The sequence below is a fragment of the Blautia sp. OM06-15AC genome (assembly GCF_003481425.1).
Taxonomy (GTDB): Bacteria; Bacillota; Clostridia; order Lachnospirales; family Lachnospiraceae; genus Fusicatenibacter; species Fusicatenibacter saccharivorans.
The window spans coordinates 50,138-65,098 of sequence record NZ_QULD01000017.1 but is presented as its reverse complement, the minus strand read 5'-3'; the positions used below and the strand labels follow the sequence as shown (position 1 = coordinate 65,098).

Annotated in this window: 15 protein-coding genes and 2 pseudogenes; 3 read left to right on the top strand and 14 right to left on the bottom strand. The window is 50.7% G+C overall.

Annotated features, from left to right (window positions below; all coding sequences use genetic code 11):
• Nucleotides 1-52: 52 nt before the first annotated feature.
• The 3 genes and pseudogenes from DXB83_RS15850 to DXB83_RS15840 all read right to left on the bottom strand — a co-directional run bounded on the left by DXB83_RS15850 (nucleotide 53) and on the right by DXB83_RS15840 (nucleotide 2,420).
• A complete protein-coding gene (locus DXB83_RS15850) occupies nucleotides 53-841 on the bottom strand; it encodes a tyrosine-protein phosphatase (RefSeq protein WP_118697857.1) in 789 nt (262 codons plus the stop codon).
• Nucleotides 804-1,916 (bottom strand): annotated as a pseudogene (locus DXB83_RS15845) (UDP-N-acetylglucosamine 4,6-dehydratase family protein); the annotation flags it as partial. The pseudogene DXB83_RS15845 and the gene DXB83_RS15850, both read right to left, overlap by 38 nt.
• Nucleotides 1,917-1,979: 63 nt before the next feature.
• Entirely contained in the window at nucleotides 1,980-2,420 is a 441-nt protein-coding gene (locus tag DXB83_RS15840; protein ID WP_147399293.1) for a hypothetical protein, read from the bottom strand.
• A gap of 422 nt (nucleotides 2,421-2,842) precedes the next feature.
• Between DXB83_RS15840 and DXB83_RS15835 the strand changes: the two genes are divergently transcribed.
• Entirely contained in the window at nucleotides 2,843-3,241 is a 399-nt protein-coding gene (locus tag DXB83_RS15835; protein ID WP_158565867.1) for a LytTR family DNA-binding domain-containing protein, read from the top strand.
• Between the two features lie 110 nt (nucleotides 3,242-3,351).
• On the opposite strand, the gene DXB83_RS15830 is transcribed toward DXB83_RS15835, so the two are convergent.
• The 5 genes and pseudogenes from DXB83_RS15830 to DXB83_RS15810 all read right to left on the bottom strand — a co-directional run bounded on the left by DXB83_RS15830 (nucleotide 3,352) and on the right by DXB83_RS15810 (nucleotide 6,540).
• Nucleotides 3,352-4,011: a YkgJ family cysteine cluster protein gene (locus tag DXB83_RS15830; RefSeq protein WP_118640337.1), complete on the bottom strand. Its 660-nt coding sequence runs from the start codon at nucleotides 4,009-4,011 to the stop codon at nucleotides 3,352-3,354.
• Nucleotides 4,012-4,031: 20 nt separating this feature from the next.
• Nucleotides 4,032-4,172, bottom strand: a pseudogene (locus DXB83_RS15825) (glycoside hydrolase family 2 TIM barrel-domain containing protein); the annotation flags it as partial.
• A 114-nt stretch (nucleotides 4,173-4,286) separates the two neighbouring features.
• Nucleotides 4,287-4,982: a tRNA (N6-threonylcarbamoyladenosine(37)-N6)-methyltransferase TrmO gene (gene tsaA, locus DXB83_RS15820; RefSeq protein WP_117804760.1), complete on the bottom strand. Its 696-nt coding sequence runs from the start codon at nucleotides 4,980-4,982 to the stop codon at nucleotides 4,287-4,289.
• 207 nt (nucleotides 4,983-5,189) lie between these two features.
• A complete protein-coding gene (locus DXB83_RS15815; RefSeq protein WP_055227913.1) occupies nucleotides 5,190-5,609 on the bottom strand; it encodes a hypothetical protein in 420 nt (139 codons plus the stop codon).
• Nucleotides 5,610-5,928: 319 nt separating this feature from the next.
• Nucleotides 5,929-6,540: a DedA family protein gene (locus DXB83_RS15810; protein WP_117804777.1), complete on the bottom strand. Its 612-nt coding sequence runs from the start codon at nucleotides 6,538-6,540 to the stop codon at nucleotides 5,929-5,931.
• A gap of 576 nt (nucleotides 6,541-7,116) precedes the next feature.
• On the opposite strand from DXB83_RS15810, the gene DXB83_RS15805 reads away from it, so the two are divergent.
• Nucleotides 7,117-8,577 (top strand): DUF1846 domain-containing protein, encoded by a 1,461-nt coding sequence (locus tag DXB83_RS15805; protein WP_117802108.1) that lies wholly within the window; start codon nucleotides 7,117-7,119, stop codon nucleotides 8,575-8,577.
• Between the two features lie 86 nt (nucleotides 8,578-8,663).
• On the opposite strand, the gene DXB83_RS15800 is transcribed toward DXB83_RS15805, so the two are convergent.
• Both DXB83_RS15800 and udp read right to left on the bottom strand, forming a co-directional pair.
• Nucleotides 8,664-9,095 carry a cytidine deaminase gene (locus tag DXB83_RS15800; RefSeq protein WP_117760908.1) on the bottom strand — a complete coding sequence of 144 codons (432 nt, stop codon included), beginning with the start codon at nucleotides 9,093-9,095 and terminating at the stop codon, nucleotides 8,664-8,666.
• Nucleotides 9,096-9,136: 41 nt separating this feature from the next.
• Nucleotides 9,137-9,913 carry a uridine phosphorylase gene (gene udp / locus DXB83_RS15795; RefSeq protein WP_055220432.1) on the bottom strand — a complete coding sequence of 259 codons (777 nt, stop codon included), beginning with the start codon at nucleotides 9,911-9,913 and terminating at the stop codon, nucleotides 9,137-9,139.
• 206 nt (nucleotides 9,914-10,119) lie between these two features.
• On the opposite strand from udp, the gene DXB83_RS15790 reads away from it, so the two are divergent.
• A complete protein-coding gene (locus DXB83_RS15790) occupies nucleotides 10,120-11,007 on the top strand; it encodes a DegV family protein (protein WP_118697855.1) in 888 nt (295 codons plus the stop codon).
• A gap of 233 nt (nucleotides 11,008-11,240) precedes the next feature.
• Here DXB83_RS15790 and DXB83_RS15785 read toward each other — a convergent pair whose 3' ends face one another.
• The 4 genes from DXB83_RS15785 to DXB83_RS15770 form a co-directional block, all read right to left on the bottom strand.
• On the bottom strand, nucleotides 11,241-11,813 hold the full coding sequence (locus tag DXB83_RS15785; protein ID WP_117509397.1) for a VanZ family protein: 573 nt from the start codon (nucleotides 11,811-11,813) through the stop codon (nucleotides 11,241-11,243).
• Between the two features lie 5 nt (nucleotides 11,814-11,818).
• Nucleotides 11,819-12,073 carry a helix-turn-helix domain-containing protein gene (locus DXB83_RS15780; RefSeq protein ID WP_022462342.1) on the bottom strand — a complete coding sequence of 85 codons (255 nt, stop codon included), beginning with the start codon at nucleotides 12,071-12,073 and terminating at the stop codon, nucleotides 11,819-11,821.
• Between the two features lie 14 nt (nucleotides 12,074-12,087).
• A complete protein-coding gene (locus DXB83_RS15775; protein ID WP_118697854.1) occupies nucleotides 12,088-13,269 on the bottom strand; it encodes an ATP-binding protein in 1,182 nt (393 codons plus the stop codon).
• Between the two features lie 138 nt (nucleotides 13,270-13,407).
• Nucleotides 13,408-14,844: a lipopolysaccharide biosynthesis protein gene (locus DXB83_RS15770; protein WP_158581124.1), complete on the bottom strand. Its 1,437-nt coding sequence runs from the start codon at nucleotides 14,842-14,844 to the stop codon at nucleotides 13,408-13,410.
• Between the last annotated feature and the right edge of the window lie 117 nt (nucleotides 14,845-14,961).

Below are 14,961 nucleotides of genomic sequence, written 5' to 3'. Positions count from 1 at the left end.
TTCAAAAAATATCATTTTAAGGCTTGACTTTTAATAGTTAGTCTTTCGTTTTTCAGACAAACCAGCGTCTTTTCCGCCTTCGTTCCGGAGACGGCTCATACAGAACCGGCCGGTTCTCCAGAATTCTCCTCGGATTTACCTTCAGCAGAAGCTCCGCATACGATTCACCGTACCACTCCGACAGAAATTCCCGGATCGGTCTCATGTCCGGTGTCCGGTAATTGACGCGGTGGGCATCGCTTGCCGCACAGCCTGCCAGACGGTTTTCCAGCAGATACTGTGCTGTCCGCTCTGCTTCTTTTCCAAATCTTCCAAATACACTTCCTTTGTTCATCTGCAGAACTGCGCCCATTTCCCGGAACTCATACAGAAGCTCCGGCGAATCCTGCACGCAGAAATACCGCTCCGGATGTGCCAGCACCGGGATCTTTCCCATGGCCGGAAATTCCATCAGCCGCCTTCTGATCCCGTCCGGTGCCATGTCAAACGGCACCTCGATCAGATAATAGCGGCTTTCATGAAGCGGTATCAGCTTTCTCTCTTTGATTTTTTCGTTAAGCGGCCCGATGCTCATAATTTCCATGCCGCGCACCAGGCTGATCGGGATGTGTTCCTTCCGGATTTCCTGTTCCAGACGGTAAAACAGCTCCAAAAGCTGCTCCGAATCGTAATTGACATACCCATCCTCCACGCCCTCGATTCCCGTCTGGTTTGCATGCGGTGTCACAGCAAGGATACACACTCCGCTCTTTGCCGCAATTTCCGCCATCTCAAGGGATGTGGACAGATTCGGGGAACCGTCGTCAACCCCCGGCAGAATATGTATATGAAGGTCCGTCATGCTTCTTTTCTCCTTCGTACTGATATTCCGGCACCATTCTCTTTACCCTCTCGCAGATGTCCGGACATTCGTTTTCCGCCGCCCGCTCGAGTTCTTTCATCTGTTTTCGGAATACCGTCTCATCAAAAGCAATCTGCCGGCCGATAAAAATGCGGGTGTTTTCTGTCGTCTGCATCCCCTCCTCATTCATCAGCAGCTCCTCATACAGCTTTTCGCCCGGCCGCAGGCCAATGTACTTGATCTCGATTTCCACTCCCGGCTCATACCCGGAAAGGCGGATCATGTTTTTCGCAAGGTCCGCAATTCGGACAGGATCTCCCATGTTCAGGACAAAAATCTGGCCGTTTTTCGCATACGCGCCCGCCTCGAGCACCAGACTGACCGCCTCCGGAATCGTCATAAAATAACGGATGATGTCCGGATGCGTCACCGTCACCGGCCCGCCGTGCTCAATCTGGCGGCGGAACAGCGGAATGACGCTGCCGTTGCTGCCAAGTACATTTCCAAAGCGCACCGCCGCAAACTCCGTGGCGCTGTGTTTTCCAATCATCTGGATCACCATCTCGCAGAGCCGTTTGCTCGCTCCCATGATGTTCGTCGGATTGACCGCCTTGTCTGTCGAAATCAGAATAAATTTTTTTACGTGATACCGGCTTGCCGTGCGCGCCGTCTTTAAGGTTCCGATCACGTTATTTTTGATCGCCTCGTTCGGACTGTCCTCCATCAGGGGCACATGCTTGTGCGCCGCTGCGTGAAAGACGATATCCGGCCGGTAACGGGAAAACATCGACTGCAGCCGCCGTTCATCCCGCACCGAACCGATCAGCACCGTCATGTGAAGCCTCGGGAACTCCCATTCCAGCGATTTCTGGATCTGGTATGCATTGTTTTCATAAATATCAAAAATGATCAGATGACCGACACCGTGGCCAGCTAACTGTCGGCAGATCTCGCTGCCGATGGAGCCTCCTCCTCCCGTCACAAGAACTGCTTTCCCCTGGACATAATCGAGAATCGCATCGAGATCGACGCGGACCGGATCCCTAGGCAGCAAATCCTCAATTTTAATTTTTTTTCTGATCTTTTTTTCTTCCTTCATAGCTCCCGCTCTCATTCTATTCGACATCTTCTCCCGTTTTCAGGCATCCTGCTCCCGCAGACAGTCTTCGAGCAGATACAAAAGCTCCAGCGCCGAACGGAAACCGGCTTTCTGCTTTCCGCAGATCAGAAATCCCTGCAGACTGCAGTGCTGGCGGAACTGAATCTGAATGCTGACCATCCGCTCGGTTCCGGCCGGAAGCGTGGTCTCCTGCCGGTTTTTCATATCCTCCGTAAATTCCCATTCGTCTTTTTCTTCTTCCCGCAGGCTTCGCATACAGCTTCCCGCATCCGGCATACCGAGCAAATCATAAATCCGGTTCATCCGAAGCAGCATTTCCCCGTATCCCGCAAACGGAACATCGTAATGCAGAAGCGGCAGGCGGATCACACCTTTGGAATGGCTTCCGTTCAGCTCCTGAAAACATAAGAATAATGCTGCATCTGCTGTTGTATGTACCTTTTCTCTGATTTCTTCCATTTCTTTCCTCATAATCTTCTCCATCTGCTCTTTGTGTTTCTTTTTATAGTAATGTTATATGTAATATTTATTTTTGGAATATTATACCAAATCTATCTCACATCGTCAATCTGCTTATGCCTCCTTTTCTTTCGATTTTCACTTTCTTTTCTGTGTTTTTTCTACATGGAGTTTACTTTTTTGATCTTTTTCGAGTTCTGGTGTCGCGGTGCGTCACTGTTCGTCGAACGATTTTATCAGAAGTGAGGCCTTTCGGCTTGAATGAAATCCTGTGGATGTGCTAAACTACAGTTTGTAATCGTATGATCGTTTCTGTAATGATTTCATAGTTACAGTATCATGTTTTCCTGCGCCGGACAACCGCTTCGACGTGAACGGCTGCACATCGACGCAAACGGTAAGTAATTCAGAAGGTGGTAATTTTGTATTCAGAGTTGATTTTTCCATTGAATTCCAACGATCCGGTTCTTCTCGAAATTCCGGTCATCATCACACAGGGCGCCTCAGAACGAATCCGGTTTCCGCTGGATGATCTCATCTATGTGGAGGCCTGTCAGCACCGGCTGATTCTGCATACCGTTCAGGGTGACTTTTCAACCCGGTGCACATTTGCCGGCCTGACGGTATGTCTTGCCTCAACCGGCCGTTTTTTCCGCAACGGAAAAGGTCTGCTGATCAATTTCTCCCACGTTGCGCTCGTGCAGGCAACCGGCGAGGTTCTGCTGAAAAACGGACAGACCGTCTTCTGCAGCCGCAGACGGAAGCGTGAAACCCGCGAAGCCTTCCTCGCTTATGCCAGAACACTGTCCCGCCGCTTATAATATGATTTTGATTTTCTATGTCCTGCAGCCTTTGATCCACCGATACAAAGAACAGCAGCCTCTGGTTCTGTTTTCGAACCAACGGCTGCTGTCCTGTTTCTGTTTATTTTTCAGTTTTTCCCTGCCGCTTCCATCCGCGCCGCAAACTGCGCATAGAAATCGGTCTTTGTGTCATACGGAAGCAGATAAAACAGCTTCAGAATTCCCATGCTGATCTGCTGCTGCAGCGCGTCATCCTCTGTCCGGCGCGCCTCGTTCTGTTTTTCTTTCAGATAATAATGCCATTCGTTCGTAAACGCTTCATACTTTCCGAGCTCCGGCGTGTCGAGCCAGCGGCGGACTTTGACTTTTGTCTTATTCTCCTTCGGACATTCGCTGACCTGAAGAAAATAGGAAAACGTTCCGTTCTCATACAGCCGTCCCAGCGGAAACATCCGGCAGAAGCCCGGCCGCGCATCGTGAATGCTGCACCGGCCCTCATCATTTAAGAAACTGCACTGGTCTGACTGCTCCGTCATTTTCAGATGCGGCAGAATCACACCGTCCACTACGCGGAGTGAAATATATCCCGCCGTCAGAATCTCCTCCATCGTTTTGCCGAGTTTTCTCTCGAGCCGGTAAAGATCCATCGGGTCGAGCACAATCGAGTCGCCCATCCCGCGGCAGCAGGCGGAGCATCCGCGGCAGTCGTCGCAGCCCACTTTTACCATGTCATTCGCTCCATATCGTTTTCCATCTGAAATCTTGTCTATATCTACGTTCCGTTCCATACTTTCTTCCTGTCTGTTCTTTATTTTTTATACTCAAAATCCGGAATCTGATGCCATCTCTCCCGGAAATAATGTGCCGCCAGTTTCGGCTTGCGGTCACGGGTGAAGATTCCCTTCTTGTTGCCCTGCACGCGCAGGAGACTCTGGCTCGTCGCAAAGTCCCAGATGCCCGAAAGGTCACTGACAAACCGGGACGGTGTCATACTTGGATATAACATACTTTTGTTTCCTCCTTCTCCATTTTTCTTGTATATCCCCCTGTTTTTCCTGCCGGTTTACGTTCCGGCGCGCTCTGCCCCCACGACATGCAGCACCTGGTCCTTTATCTGGAATTTGATTTCCATTCCCGCAAAGGAAAGCCCGTAAACGCGCTCTTCACTGTTCTGATACGATGGGCGCGGGTCCTGCTCCAGCACTTTTTTCAGTGCCTCCCGGCGGTCCGCCGGAATTTTTTCCAGCAGCTCATCCGGAATTTCAACGGGAATAAAGTATTCCTTCGTCTTTTCCGTAAAGCTGCCAAGTGCCTCCGCATGGCTGTCCACATGCGGCAGATACGGTTTGATGTCCAGAATCGGCGTACCATCCATCAGATCTGCCCCCGACAGATGAAGCACCGGCCCGAGTGCCGGATGCTGCTCCACACGCTCCAGCTTTACCGAAGAAAGCCCGATCGGATTGGGCCGGAACGGAGAGCGCGTTGCAAATACACCGACCCGCTTGTTTCCGCCAAGCCGCGGCGGCCGCACCATCGGTGACCAGGTGTCGCGCACAGCCTCGGAAAACTCCCAGATCAGCCAGAGATGGGAATATTCCTCGATGCCGCGCAGCGCATTCGCATCGCGGAACTCCGGTTCAAAGACGATCGTACTCTTTAATTCTTCAATCAGCCCGCTCTGCCGCGGAATCCCGAACTTTTCCGGGAAATCCGTGTGGATCCGGGCAATCACTTTCACTGCAATTTCTTCTGCCAAAACGTTTTTCTCCTTTATCCTTACCAGACTCTGAATAGGTTTATTCTAACATTTTGCCGGAAAAAAGTCCACCTGCCAGCCGGCGGTTGGCGGAAAAGTGTCAGAAAAGGACGGATTTCTCATAATTTGCAAATCCGTTTTTCTATCCTATGACCGCAAAAAAAGAACAGGAACCGTTTTGCTGTTCCGATTCCTGTTCTCTCCTCTTTATGCTCCAAGTTCCCGCATGCCTTTCAGCAGTCCTTCAATCTGTTCTGCTATTTCTTTTACTTTCGCTTCCAGTCCCAGCAGTTCCTGGCGGTACATCTGATTTTTCTCTGTCGTATCAAAAGTATGTACCGTCTGAACCAGAAACGCTCCCGCCTTCGGCTGAAGTTCATCCGGCAGGTGCGTTTCCTTTAAGCGGATCCGAAAGCTTTCCAGGTCATTCCCTGCAGCCCTTAAATACTGATTCATGTGGATCCCTGTGTGGCGCATCATCGCTCTGCCCTCGCCGCGTACCTTTGCGTACGTTCTCTGGCTTTTGGCTGCGTACAGTGTCATCTGTACATACATCAGACTGGTCAGTGCCTTTTCTCCGGTCATTGCTGTTTCGTATAATTCTTTTTTCACTCTCTCGCTGCTCATACATTCCTCTTTCCGCCACTTTTGTTCCGCTGGCAACGGTTTGGATTGCTCCGGCAGTTCATGTTGTCTTTGGTATTCAGGAGCATAAAAAAAGACTCCTATCATGACGACTGCCACAATAAAAGTCTTGCGTTCTCATTTGATACGGACGTCTCTCGACATCGGCTGACGATTTCAAACCCACCCGGGATGCGTTTTTGTTTCCCGCGGCGTTTCGCTACTCCCTTTTACTTGTTGATGTGTATATTAGCACACTTCCTGTCGAATTGCAAGTATATTTTTTGCATTTTGTCCCTCATTTCATGCAACTTACGTTTTTTCATTTGTGTTTCTTCCTATATAAATGCACCGCCGGAAAGCATACCGCTCCGGCTGCCAGCACGAGAAAAACGATATCTGCATACATCTTCACATATCCCGCCGCCTGCTCCCACGCCACACCGACCGCAGCACCGGTTCCGACGAGAAGAATGTTCCACACCGTGCTTCCGATGATTGTAAACAGCAGAAATTTCGGCATCTCCATCCGTGCCATCCCGGCGGGGACGGAAATGAGGCTTCGGATGATTGGAATGCACCGGCCGAACAGAACGGCCCGCTGGCCTTTCTTCTGAAACCATGTAATCGTTTTCCAGGCATCCTCCGCGTGAAATCCGAGAAACTTCATCGGGCGGCTGTCGAGCAGTTCACTAAGGCTCTCCGGGCTGACAAGCGTTCCCGCTCCATAGAGAACCAGCGCCCCGAGAAGCGATCCTGCCGTGGATGACAGCACAACGCCCGCCGGATGCAGACGGGTGCATGTCGTCAGAAAACCGCCGAACGTCAGAATCACCTCGGAGGGAATCGGCGGAAAGACATTTTCCACGGCAATCAGAATCAGGACGCCGACATATCCAAAACGGTTGACCATATCCAGGATTACGTTCTGCAAGCTTTCTCCGTTCCAGCAGCTCCGCACCGTTTTGAGACCTGCGGCGTTTTCCCGTCTCTGCTCCGCGTCACGGAATCGCTGCTTTTTCCTTCTTCCCCTGCATTCTATGCACCGCTGCCCCTCTGCATGACCCCTTTTTCCGCCAAAACTTTCCTCTGTTTACGATTCCGTCAGATTTTCTTTGTTTTGTTTTCATCTTCTCTTCAGAAAAGCTTTATCTCATGTACACATTCTGGTCACAATTTTTCCGTATACTAATCTCATCAACAACGAAGGAAACAAACACAAACCTCCATCGTTTTTCTATAAATTTTAACCAGGAGACAGCAAAGCACCCTTGGAAGCATGTCTCCAATGCCAACCTTTCTAATAGATAGATTTCTTTTTCATACCGCCGGGGCCCTAACAAGTCCCGGCCTCTCTCCTTTTTAGGAGATTTTTTTATTTTCAGCTCTTTTTTTCCTTAATTTTCTAAAGTTCCCACGATAATTTTTTCTTGCACAGGACTTTTCCGTATAGTAAAATGAAAACAGTTGTTTTTAACAGACACCATGGATAAAAAGGGAGAAAAATACCATGAAGATTGGATTTGACAATGAGAAGTACCTGAAAATGCAGTCTGAGCATATCCGCGACCGCATCAACCAGTTTGACAACAAGCTGTATCTGGAATTCGGCGGAAAGCTGTTCGACGATTTCCACGCATCCCGCGTTCTTCCGGGCTTTGCACCGGATGCCAAACTGCGCATGCTGATGCAGCTCTCCGACCAGGCTGAGATCGTAATGGCGATTTCCGCAGCCGATATTGAGAAAAACAAAATCCGCGGCGACCTCGGCATCACCTATGACAGCGACGTGCTCCGTCTGATTGATGAGTTCCGCGGACGCGGCCTCTATGTCGGCAGTGTTGTCATCACGCAGTATTCCGGACAGCACAGTGCAGACGCTTTCAAGAAGAGACTGCAGAAGCTCGGCATCCCGGTTTACATTCACTACACGATTCCGGGCTACCCGCATAATGTGCCGCTGATCGTGAGCGATGAGGGATACGGAAAGAACGAGTACATCGAGACAACCCGCCCGCTCGTTGTCGTTACCGCACCGGGACCGGGAAGCGGAAAGATGGCAACCTGCCTTTCCCAGCTTTACCATGAGCACAAACGCGGTGTAAACGCCGGCTATGCAAAATATGAGACCTTCCCGATCTGGAATCTGCCGCTGAAGCACCCGGTCAACCTGGCTTACGAGGCTGCTACCGCCGATCTGAACGATGTCAACATGATCGACCCGTTCCACCTCGAGGCATACGGCGTGACAACCGTCAACTACAACCGTGATGTTGAGATTTTCCCGGTTCTGCGCGCGATCTTCCAGCAGATTTTCGGCGAGAGCCCGTACAAATCCCCGACAGACATGGGTGTCAACATGGCCGGAAACTGCATTATCGATGATGAGGCATGCCGCGAGGCTTCCCGTCAGGAGATCATCCGCCGCTACTACACTGCTGTGGACGGTATCGCAGACGGCTCCCGCTCCGAGACTGAGGCTTACAAAATCGAGCTTCTGATGAAACAGGAAAACATCGTTGCCGCAGACCGTACCACCGTTTCCCCGGCTCTTGTTCGTGCCGAGGCGACCGGCGCACCGGCCGCTGCCATGGAACTTCCGGACGGACGCGTCATCACCGGAAAGACCGGCGATCTGCTCGGATCGAGCGCGGCGCTTCTGCTGAATGCATTAAAAGAGCTCTCCGGCATCGACCATGACGTACATGTTCTCTCACCGGAATCCATCGCTCCGATCCAGACCCTGAAAACCAAATACCTCGGAAGCAAGAACCCGCGTCTTCATACCGACGAGGTTCTGATTGCGCTGTCTGCTACTGCTGCACAGAGCGAGGATGCACAGAAAGCACTCTCCTGCCTGCCGCAGTTAAAGGGCTGCCAGGTGCACTCCAGCGTTATGCTCTCCGATGTGGACCGCAAAATGTTCCAGCGTCTGGGATGCGATCTGACCTGTGAGCCGAAATTTCAGTAAATAATTTTTATATCTTGGACATAAAAAATCCAGGGCATACGGTACTTTCCGTACCTGCCCTGGATTTTTTCTTTTCCGGCTTCTGTTTATAAATTTTCTTTTCCGAATCCCATTGGCAGCAGCTCCTCGAGTGTCATTTCTTTCCAGGAACCGTCGCCCTTGCAGAGAAGGACGAGAAATTCGTTCGGATCAACGAATTCCCGCAGCACCTGACGGCAGACACCGCACGGTGTGCAGAAATCCTCCGGCTCTGCCTCTCCCGGGCCGCCGCAGACGGCGATCGCGTCAAATTCCGTTATGCCCTCGGATACGGCTTTGAAGACCGCGGTGCGCTCCGCGCAGTTTGTCGGTGTATACGCCGCATTTTCAATGTTGCAACCGGTATAAATCGCTCCATTCTTTGCCAGAACCGCCGCGCCTACGCGGAATTTCGAATACGGCACATACGCAAATTTCCGCGCTGCCAGAGCCTGTTTTACCAGCTCCTGTTTTATTTCTGTACTGATTTCCTGTTTCATATCCAGCATCCCCTTTCCAGTATCCCCTTATTTTTTCTTTCTTATTTCTGATCTTCCCGGATCAGAATCCGCAGTGCCTCGATGGCTACCTGAATCGCACCTTCCGTATCGTGCGTAATGTGGTTCTCCATGCCGCGTTTCACTCTCTCCTGATTTCCCATCACAAGAAAATCCGATCCGGCACGGACGCCGCGGGCACTTGCCACGATAAAGAGTGCCGCCGATTCCATCTCTGACGCTTTGCATCCAAGCTTCATCCATGCATCCCATTTTTTCAGCAGCTCATCGCCGACCGGCATCTGCTCCGGGTCGTGCTGGCCGTAGAAGGAATCCTTGCACTGTACCACGCCCGCATGCCATTTTTTCCCAAGATTCTTTGCCGCCTGCACCAGCGCATTCGTCACGGTAAGGTCTGCGACTGCCGGGAACTCGATCGGTGCGTATTCCTTTGACGTTCCCTCCGCACGGATCGCTCCCGTTGCCACCACGATATCGCCGCCCTCTACATCGAGTGCCATACCGCCGCATGTTCCGACGCGGATAAACGTATCGGCGCCGCACTGGATCAGCTCTTCCATCGCGATGGAAGCCGACGGACCGCCGATGCCGGTAGATGTAACGGAAACCTTTACACCGTCCAAAGTACCCGTATAAGTCACAAATTCCCGGCTGTCTGCGACGAGCACCGGGTTCTCAAAGTAAGCTGCAATTTTTTTACACCGTTTGGGATCTCCCGGCAGAATCACGTACCGTCCCACATCGCCTTTTCGGATCTGCAGATGATACTGCAGCCCTTCTTCTCCTGAATAATTCTGCATATGCAAAAACCTCCTTTGTATTTTCGTATTCTCATAGTTCTATTTTACCACAGGCCGTACCGCAAATACAAGGCTTGACACCATTTCACCGCCCCTTTCATTACGGATATAATCACGTTCCGCAGTTGCCTTTTCCCATTCGGGATGCTACAATAGGCACAGAAACCAGAGTTCTTACTTTCATTTTTACAAGGAGGGATTATTTTATGAGTTCCTATGTCATCAGCTGCTGCTCTACAGCAGACCTTACCGAAGAACATTTCTCCAAACGGGAAATCTCATACATCTGTTTCCATTACAAATTAAATGACACCGAGTACGCGGACGATCTCGGCAAGTCCATGCCGTTCGATCAGTTTTATGCCGCCATGGCCGCCGGCGCTTCCACAAAAACATCCCAGGTGAATGCCGATGAATTTGAAGCCTATTTTGAAACATTCCTGCAGGACGGCAAAGACATTCTCCACGTCTGCCTCTCCTCCGGCATTTCCGGTGTCCTGAATTCTGCGATGATCGCCAAAGCCGACCTTGAAGAGCGCTACCCGGAACGGAAAATCCTCATCGTGGATTCCCTCGGCGCTTCCTCCGGCTATGGTCTTCTGATGGACCGCCTTGCCGACCTGCGCGATGAAGGAAAACCGCTGGAAGAGGTTTACGATTTTGCGATGAAAAACCGCCTCAAAGTCCATCACTGGTTCTTCTCCACGGACCTCACCTTCTACGTGCGCGGCGGCCGCATCTCCAAAGCCTCCGGCGCAATCGGCGGCTTTCTCGGCATCTGCCCGCTGCTCAACATGGACAACGAAGGACGGCTGATTCCGCGGTTCAAAATCCGTACGAAGAAAAAAGTCATCAAAAAAATCGTCGACCAGATGGAAGAAAACGCCGAGGGCGGCCTCTCCTACTCCGGCAAATGCTACATTTCCCAGTCCGCCTGCTACGACGATGCGCGGGCCGTTGCGGATCTTATCGAGGAACGCTTTCCCAATCTGAACGGAAAAGTCGAGATCAACAACATCGGAACCACCATCGGCAGCCACACAGGGCCGGGAACCGTGGCATTGTTTTTCTGGGGGAAAGAACGGGTGGATTAACTCTCCTGCACTTCCATCTATAGCAAGACCCGAAAATAATGCAAAAAAGGCAGTGCTGCAGAGCGCGAATTGCAAGGAACAGATTTGAAGGCGTACCGGGGTACGACGAAAATCTGTGACGCAGTAATTCACGCTCTGCGGTGCTGAATTTTTTGCATTATTTTCGGGTCTTGCTATAAAAACAGGGAAGAAAAAAGCTCTGTCCATTTGGGCAGAGCCTTCTTGTTTTCCTTCTATTCTTCTATCTTCCCTCTCCAACATTTCCGCACCAGTGCAAACACCAGATACCCGATGGCTGCTCCAAGCGTATTCGTCACAACATCATCTAACTGGCAGAAGCCGCGCTCTGTTAAAAGCTGCACAGTTTCCAACATCATGCTCGTGGCAAATGCCGCATACACACAGTACCACCATCTCCGAAGAAACGGCACCGCCGCCGGCAGTAATACACCGAACGGCAGAAACAGCAGAATATTTTCCACAAAATACCGGTCCGGCAGACACTGGTTTCCCCAGGTTTCAAACAGCTTCAAATCCACACCGGTTCTCGAACCCGGTTCTCTCGAAAGCAGTGTAATCGAAATCAGCATGGCAAAATAGACGGCTACCAGAAACCACGCCAGAAGCTGCCCGCCGTGCAGCGCACGGTACTGCTCCAGCCGTTTCCGTTTCTTCTGGATCTGCTGATTTTTCCACGCCGCCGCAACCGTCACAAAGCCGACACCGACTGCAACCGCATGCGGCAGATACCGGAATGTATCAAAAATATCCTGTTCAATCGTTGTCAGATAAAGAGGAATTGCCATTTACATCACCTTCCATATTTTCGCGGCTGATCGGAAACACCCGCGAGATAATCGAGACTGCAGTCATACAGCTTTGCCAGCGTAATCAGACAGTCCAACGGAATCTCACGGATGCCTTTTTCATACCGGTTGTAGGTGTCCGGGTGACTGAAAATCTTCCGCGCCGCCTGTGTCATCGAGTAACCGCGTTCCAGACGGAGCTCTTTCAGCCGGATCAGCATTTTCTCCCGCTCCGGCGTTTCTTCTATTTTTCTGTGCATAGAGTTCCTTCTTTTTATTCCGTCTCCGCCGCCGCTTTTTCTGCCTCCGGCACATAGCCCGAATTGTCGTCGTATCCTTCCAGGAAGTTGTGGCGGATGCCGTGCTGCTTATAGCCGACCACCGTATCAATATTGACATTCTCCACACTGCGGAAAATATTGCTCTCGACAAACGGATTCACCTTTTTCAGATTCTTAATCAGTTCCTTGATTTCCACACGTTTCGAGCGGTTCTCTTCGTTATTGCAGGTCGTGCAGGTGTCCGTAAACTTGCAGGCACACTGGATGAAATGCAGACCGTTATAATCTCTCCACGCCTTGATATCATCCTCGCGCACCAGATACAGCGGGCGGATCAGCTCCATGCCCTCGAAGTGGATGCTGTGAAGCTTCGGCATCATCGTCTGCACCTGCGCACCGTAGAGCATTCCCATGAGTATTGTCTCAATGACATCATCGTAATGATGGCCGAGTGCAATCTTGTTGCAGCCGAGCTGCTGTGCAAAATGGTACAGATGGCCGCGGCGCATTCTCGCGCAGAGATAACACGGGGAATTTTCCACATGGTAGACCGAATCGAAAATGTCTGTCTCGAAAATGGTGATCGGAATGTGGAGGCTCTTTGCGTTGTCCTCGATCACTTTGCGGTTCTCCGGGCTGTATCCCGGATCCATGACAACGAATTTTACTTCGAAATCAAATTTATTGTGAAGCTTTAACTCCTGAAAGCATTTCGCCATCAGCATCGAATCTTTTCCGCCGGAAATACAGACAGCAATTTTGTCGCCCGGTTTTACCAGCTCGTACGTATTGATCGCTTTCGTAAATTTGGACCAGATCGCCTTTTTGAACTTCTTGCGGAGACTCTTCTCGACATCCGCTGCCTTGTCCTGCTCCTCCGGCGCGCTCATCACGTCCATCAGCCAGGCGATGTAACCACCCTCCAGGCTCACAGCGTCCCAGCCTTTTCCCTGTAATTCTTTCGCCGCTGCGACACTGAACCGGCCGCGGCTGCAGCAGATGATCGTCTTTTTGCTCCGGTCAATCGCATCACTTGTCTCGATTTCTTCTGTCTTCATCCCAAGCGCTCCCGGAATCGCGCCGTGGGAGATCTCTACCGCATCGCGGATATCGACGATCTGATAGCTTGACGGATCGAGCTCTTTTAGTTCTTTTATTGAAATACTGGTACTCATGTAATTTTTCCTTTTCTAATTTAAAATGCCTTACTTTTCTTCATTCTTTCATTGTATCGTTTTTTCTGTGACTGTCAAGAAAAAACGCGCAAAAACGGGGAGTCTCTGAACATTCGTTTCAAATCCTCCCCCACTTTTTTATTTTTTCCGGATATCCGCCATCGTCTTCAGCAGAAGTTCTTTCTTCCAGAAGACCAGCCCTGCACTTGCGAGCAGAATCGCGTAACGCAGGATTCTGTACGGGAAAATAAGATTGCAGATGATGCTTGCTCCAATCAGAAAAACGGAGCACGCCACAAGAAATCCTGGACTCATCAGATTTTCCTGGATTCCTTCGTTCACCAGAATCCGTTTGCTCACAATATAATGGCCGACCGAATACAGCATATAGCATGCCAGCGTCGTGTAACCGGCCGCGATGTAACCGAACAGGCGGATAAAAATAAAGTTCAGCACCACATTCGCTCCAGCCGCCGCCATGGATGCAGCCATCAGAAACTGTGTTTTTTCATAATAAAACTGCGGCATCGAGAGAATATTATAAATGAAGATAAAGAACACACTCGCTGCCACCGGCGGAATGACGTACACCGCCTCGCGGTACTTCGGTGATCCGAAAATCAGCACCAGCTCCGGGCTGATCAGCATCAGCGCCACGGCTATGCCGACCACTACAATGCTCAGCAGCTGCAGCACCTTCCGCATCGAGCGGATGTCGCCCTTTTTGATCTTGCTGTACATCCACGGTGTCAATGCACTGTTCATACCGCTGATGAAAAGCTGCACCAGCATACCAATGCTGTACGCCAGCCCGTACAGCGCAACTTCCGTCTTTCCGACCATCTTGTCAATCATGATGCGGTCGCCCTGATTCAGGATAATACCGGACAGATAATGCGGCACAATCGGAATTCCGATCCGCAGTGCGTAGCCCCAGTATTCCTTCGAAAAGAACTCTTTTCCTTTGCAGAACTGGAACACAATAATCGGCACGCAAATACAGATCTGCACTCCGACGATACCCAGGATCCTCATCATGGCCGTACCGCCGTTGATGCGGATCAGCACCAGGCTTGCAATCGGGTTCATCAGCGCCTGCAGAATCGTCACACAGACCAGAATCCGGTACCGATACTCAAACCGCTGCCGCCCCGACCAGTAAGAAAGCGCCGGACTCAGCAGCGCTTCCAAAAACATCAGCAAAATCATGGATTTCGGCAGATTTAAAATCTTCTCCCAGAAACCCGATGTAAAACAATACAATGCAAAAACCGCACCCGTAATCACAAGCGTCAGTCCCTGCATTGCAGATGTATATTCATCCCGCTGCTTCTCGTACTTTGCCATCGCATTGTCATAAACACCATTAAATAAATACAGCGATGTCATAATCGTCAAAATCTGCAGCCAGGACAGATAAACCGTATAGGTTCCGTACTCCTCGGTGCTCATCAGACGCGTGAAAATCGGAACTGTGATGAACGAAATGCCCTTCTGTAAGAAACTGCAGATCGTAAACCAAAGCGCCGCCTTCGCCTGGACGGAGAGAGAACGGTATTTTGAAGTAATGTTCATGTAAAATAGAACTCCTTGCTGTTGGTTATTTGCGTGTTTTATGTTAACACAAAATGGGGGGGACTGCAAGAGGAACATCCATTAAAATCCCCCATGGTTGAACGCTTCCATTCAACC

What these genes read in the sequence shown, in the direction of transcription:
- DXB83_RS15850 (WP_118697857.1), bottom strand. Translation starts at nt 841, where the DNA reads ATGACGGACCTTCATATACATATTCTGCCGGGGGTTGACGACGGTTCC.
- DXB83_RS15840 (WP_147399293.1), bottom strand. Translation starts at nt 2,420, where the DNA reads ATGGAAGAAATCAGAGAAAAGGTACATACAACAGCAGATGCAGCATTA.
- DXB83_RS15830 (WP_118640337.1), bottom strand. Translation starts at nt 4,011, where the DNA reads ATGGAACGGAACGTAGATATAGACAAGATTTCAGATGGAAAACGATAT.
- DXB83_RS15815 (WP_055227913.1), bottom strand. Translation starts at nt 5,609, where the DNA reads ATGAGCAGCGAGAGAGTGAAAAAAGAATTATACGAAACAGCAATGACC.
- DXB83_RS15805 (WP_117802108.1), top strand. Translation starts at nt 7,117, where the DNA reads ATGAAGATTGGATTTGACAATGAGAAGTACCTGAAAATGCAGTCTGAG.
- DXB83_RS15800 (WP_117760908.1), bottom strand. Translation starts at nt 9,095, where the DNA reads ATGAAACAGGAAATCAGTACAGAAATAAAACAGGAGCTGGTAAAACAG.
- udp (WP_055220432.1), bottom strand. Translation starts at nt 9,913, where the DNA reads ATGCAGAATTATTCAGGAGAAGAAGGGCTGCAGTATCATCTGCAGATC.
- DXB83_RS15790 (WP_118697855.1), top strand. Translation starts at nt 10,120, where the DNA reads ATGAGTTCCTATGTCATCAGCTGCTGCTCTACAGCAGACCTTACCGAA.
- DXB83_RS15785 (WP_117509397.1), bottom strand. Translation starts at nt 11,813, where the DNA reads ATGGCAATTCCTCTTTATCTGACAACGATTGAACAGGATATTTTTGAT.
- DXB83_RS15780 (WP_022462342.1), bottom strand. Translation starts at nt 12,073, where the DNA reads ATGCACAGAAAAATAGAAGAAACGCCGGAGCGGGAGAAAATGCTGATC.
- DXB83_RS15775 (WP_118697854.1), bottom strand. Translation starts at nt 13,269, where the DNA reads ATGAGTACCAGTATTTCAATAAAAGAACTAAAAGAGCTCGATCCGTCA.
- DXB83_RS15770 (WP_158581124.1), bottom strand. Translation starts at nt 14,844, where the DNA reads ATGAACATTACTTCAAAATACCGTTCTCTCTCCGTCCAGGCGAAGGCG.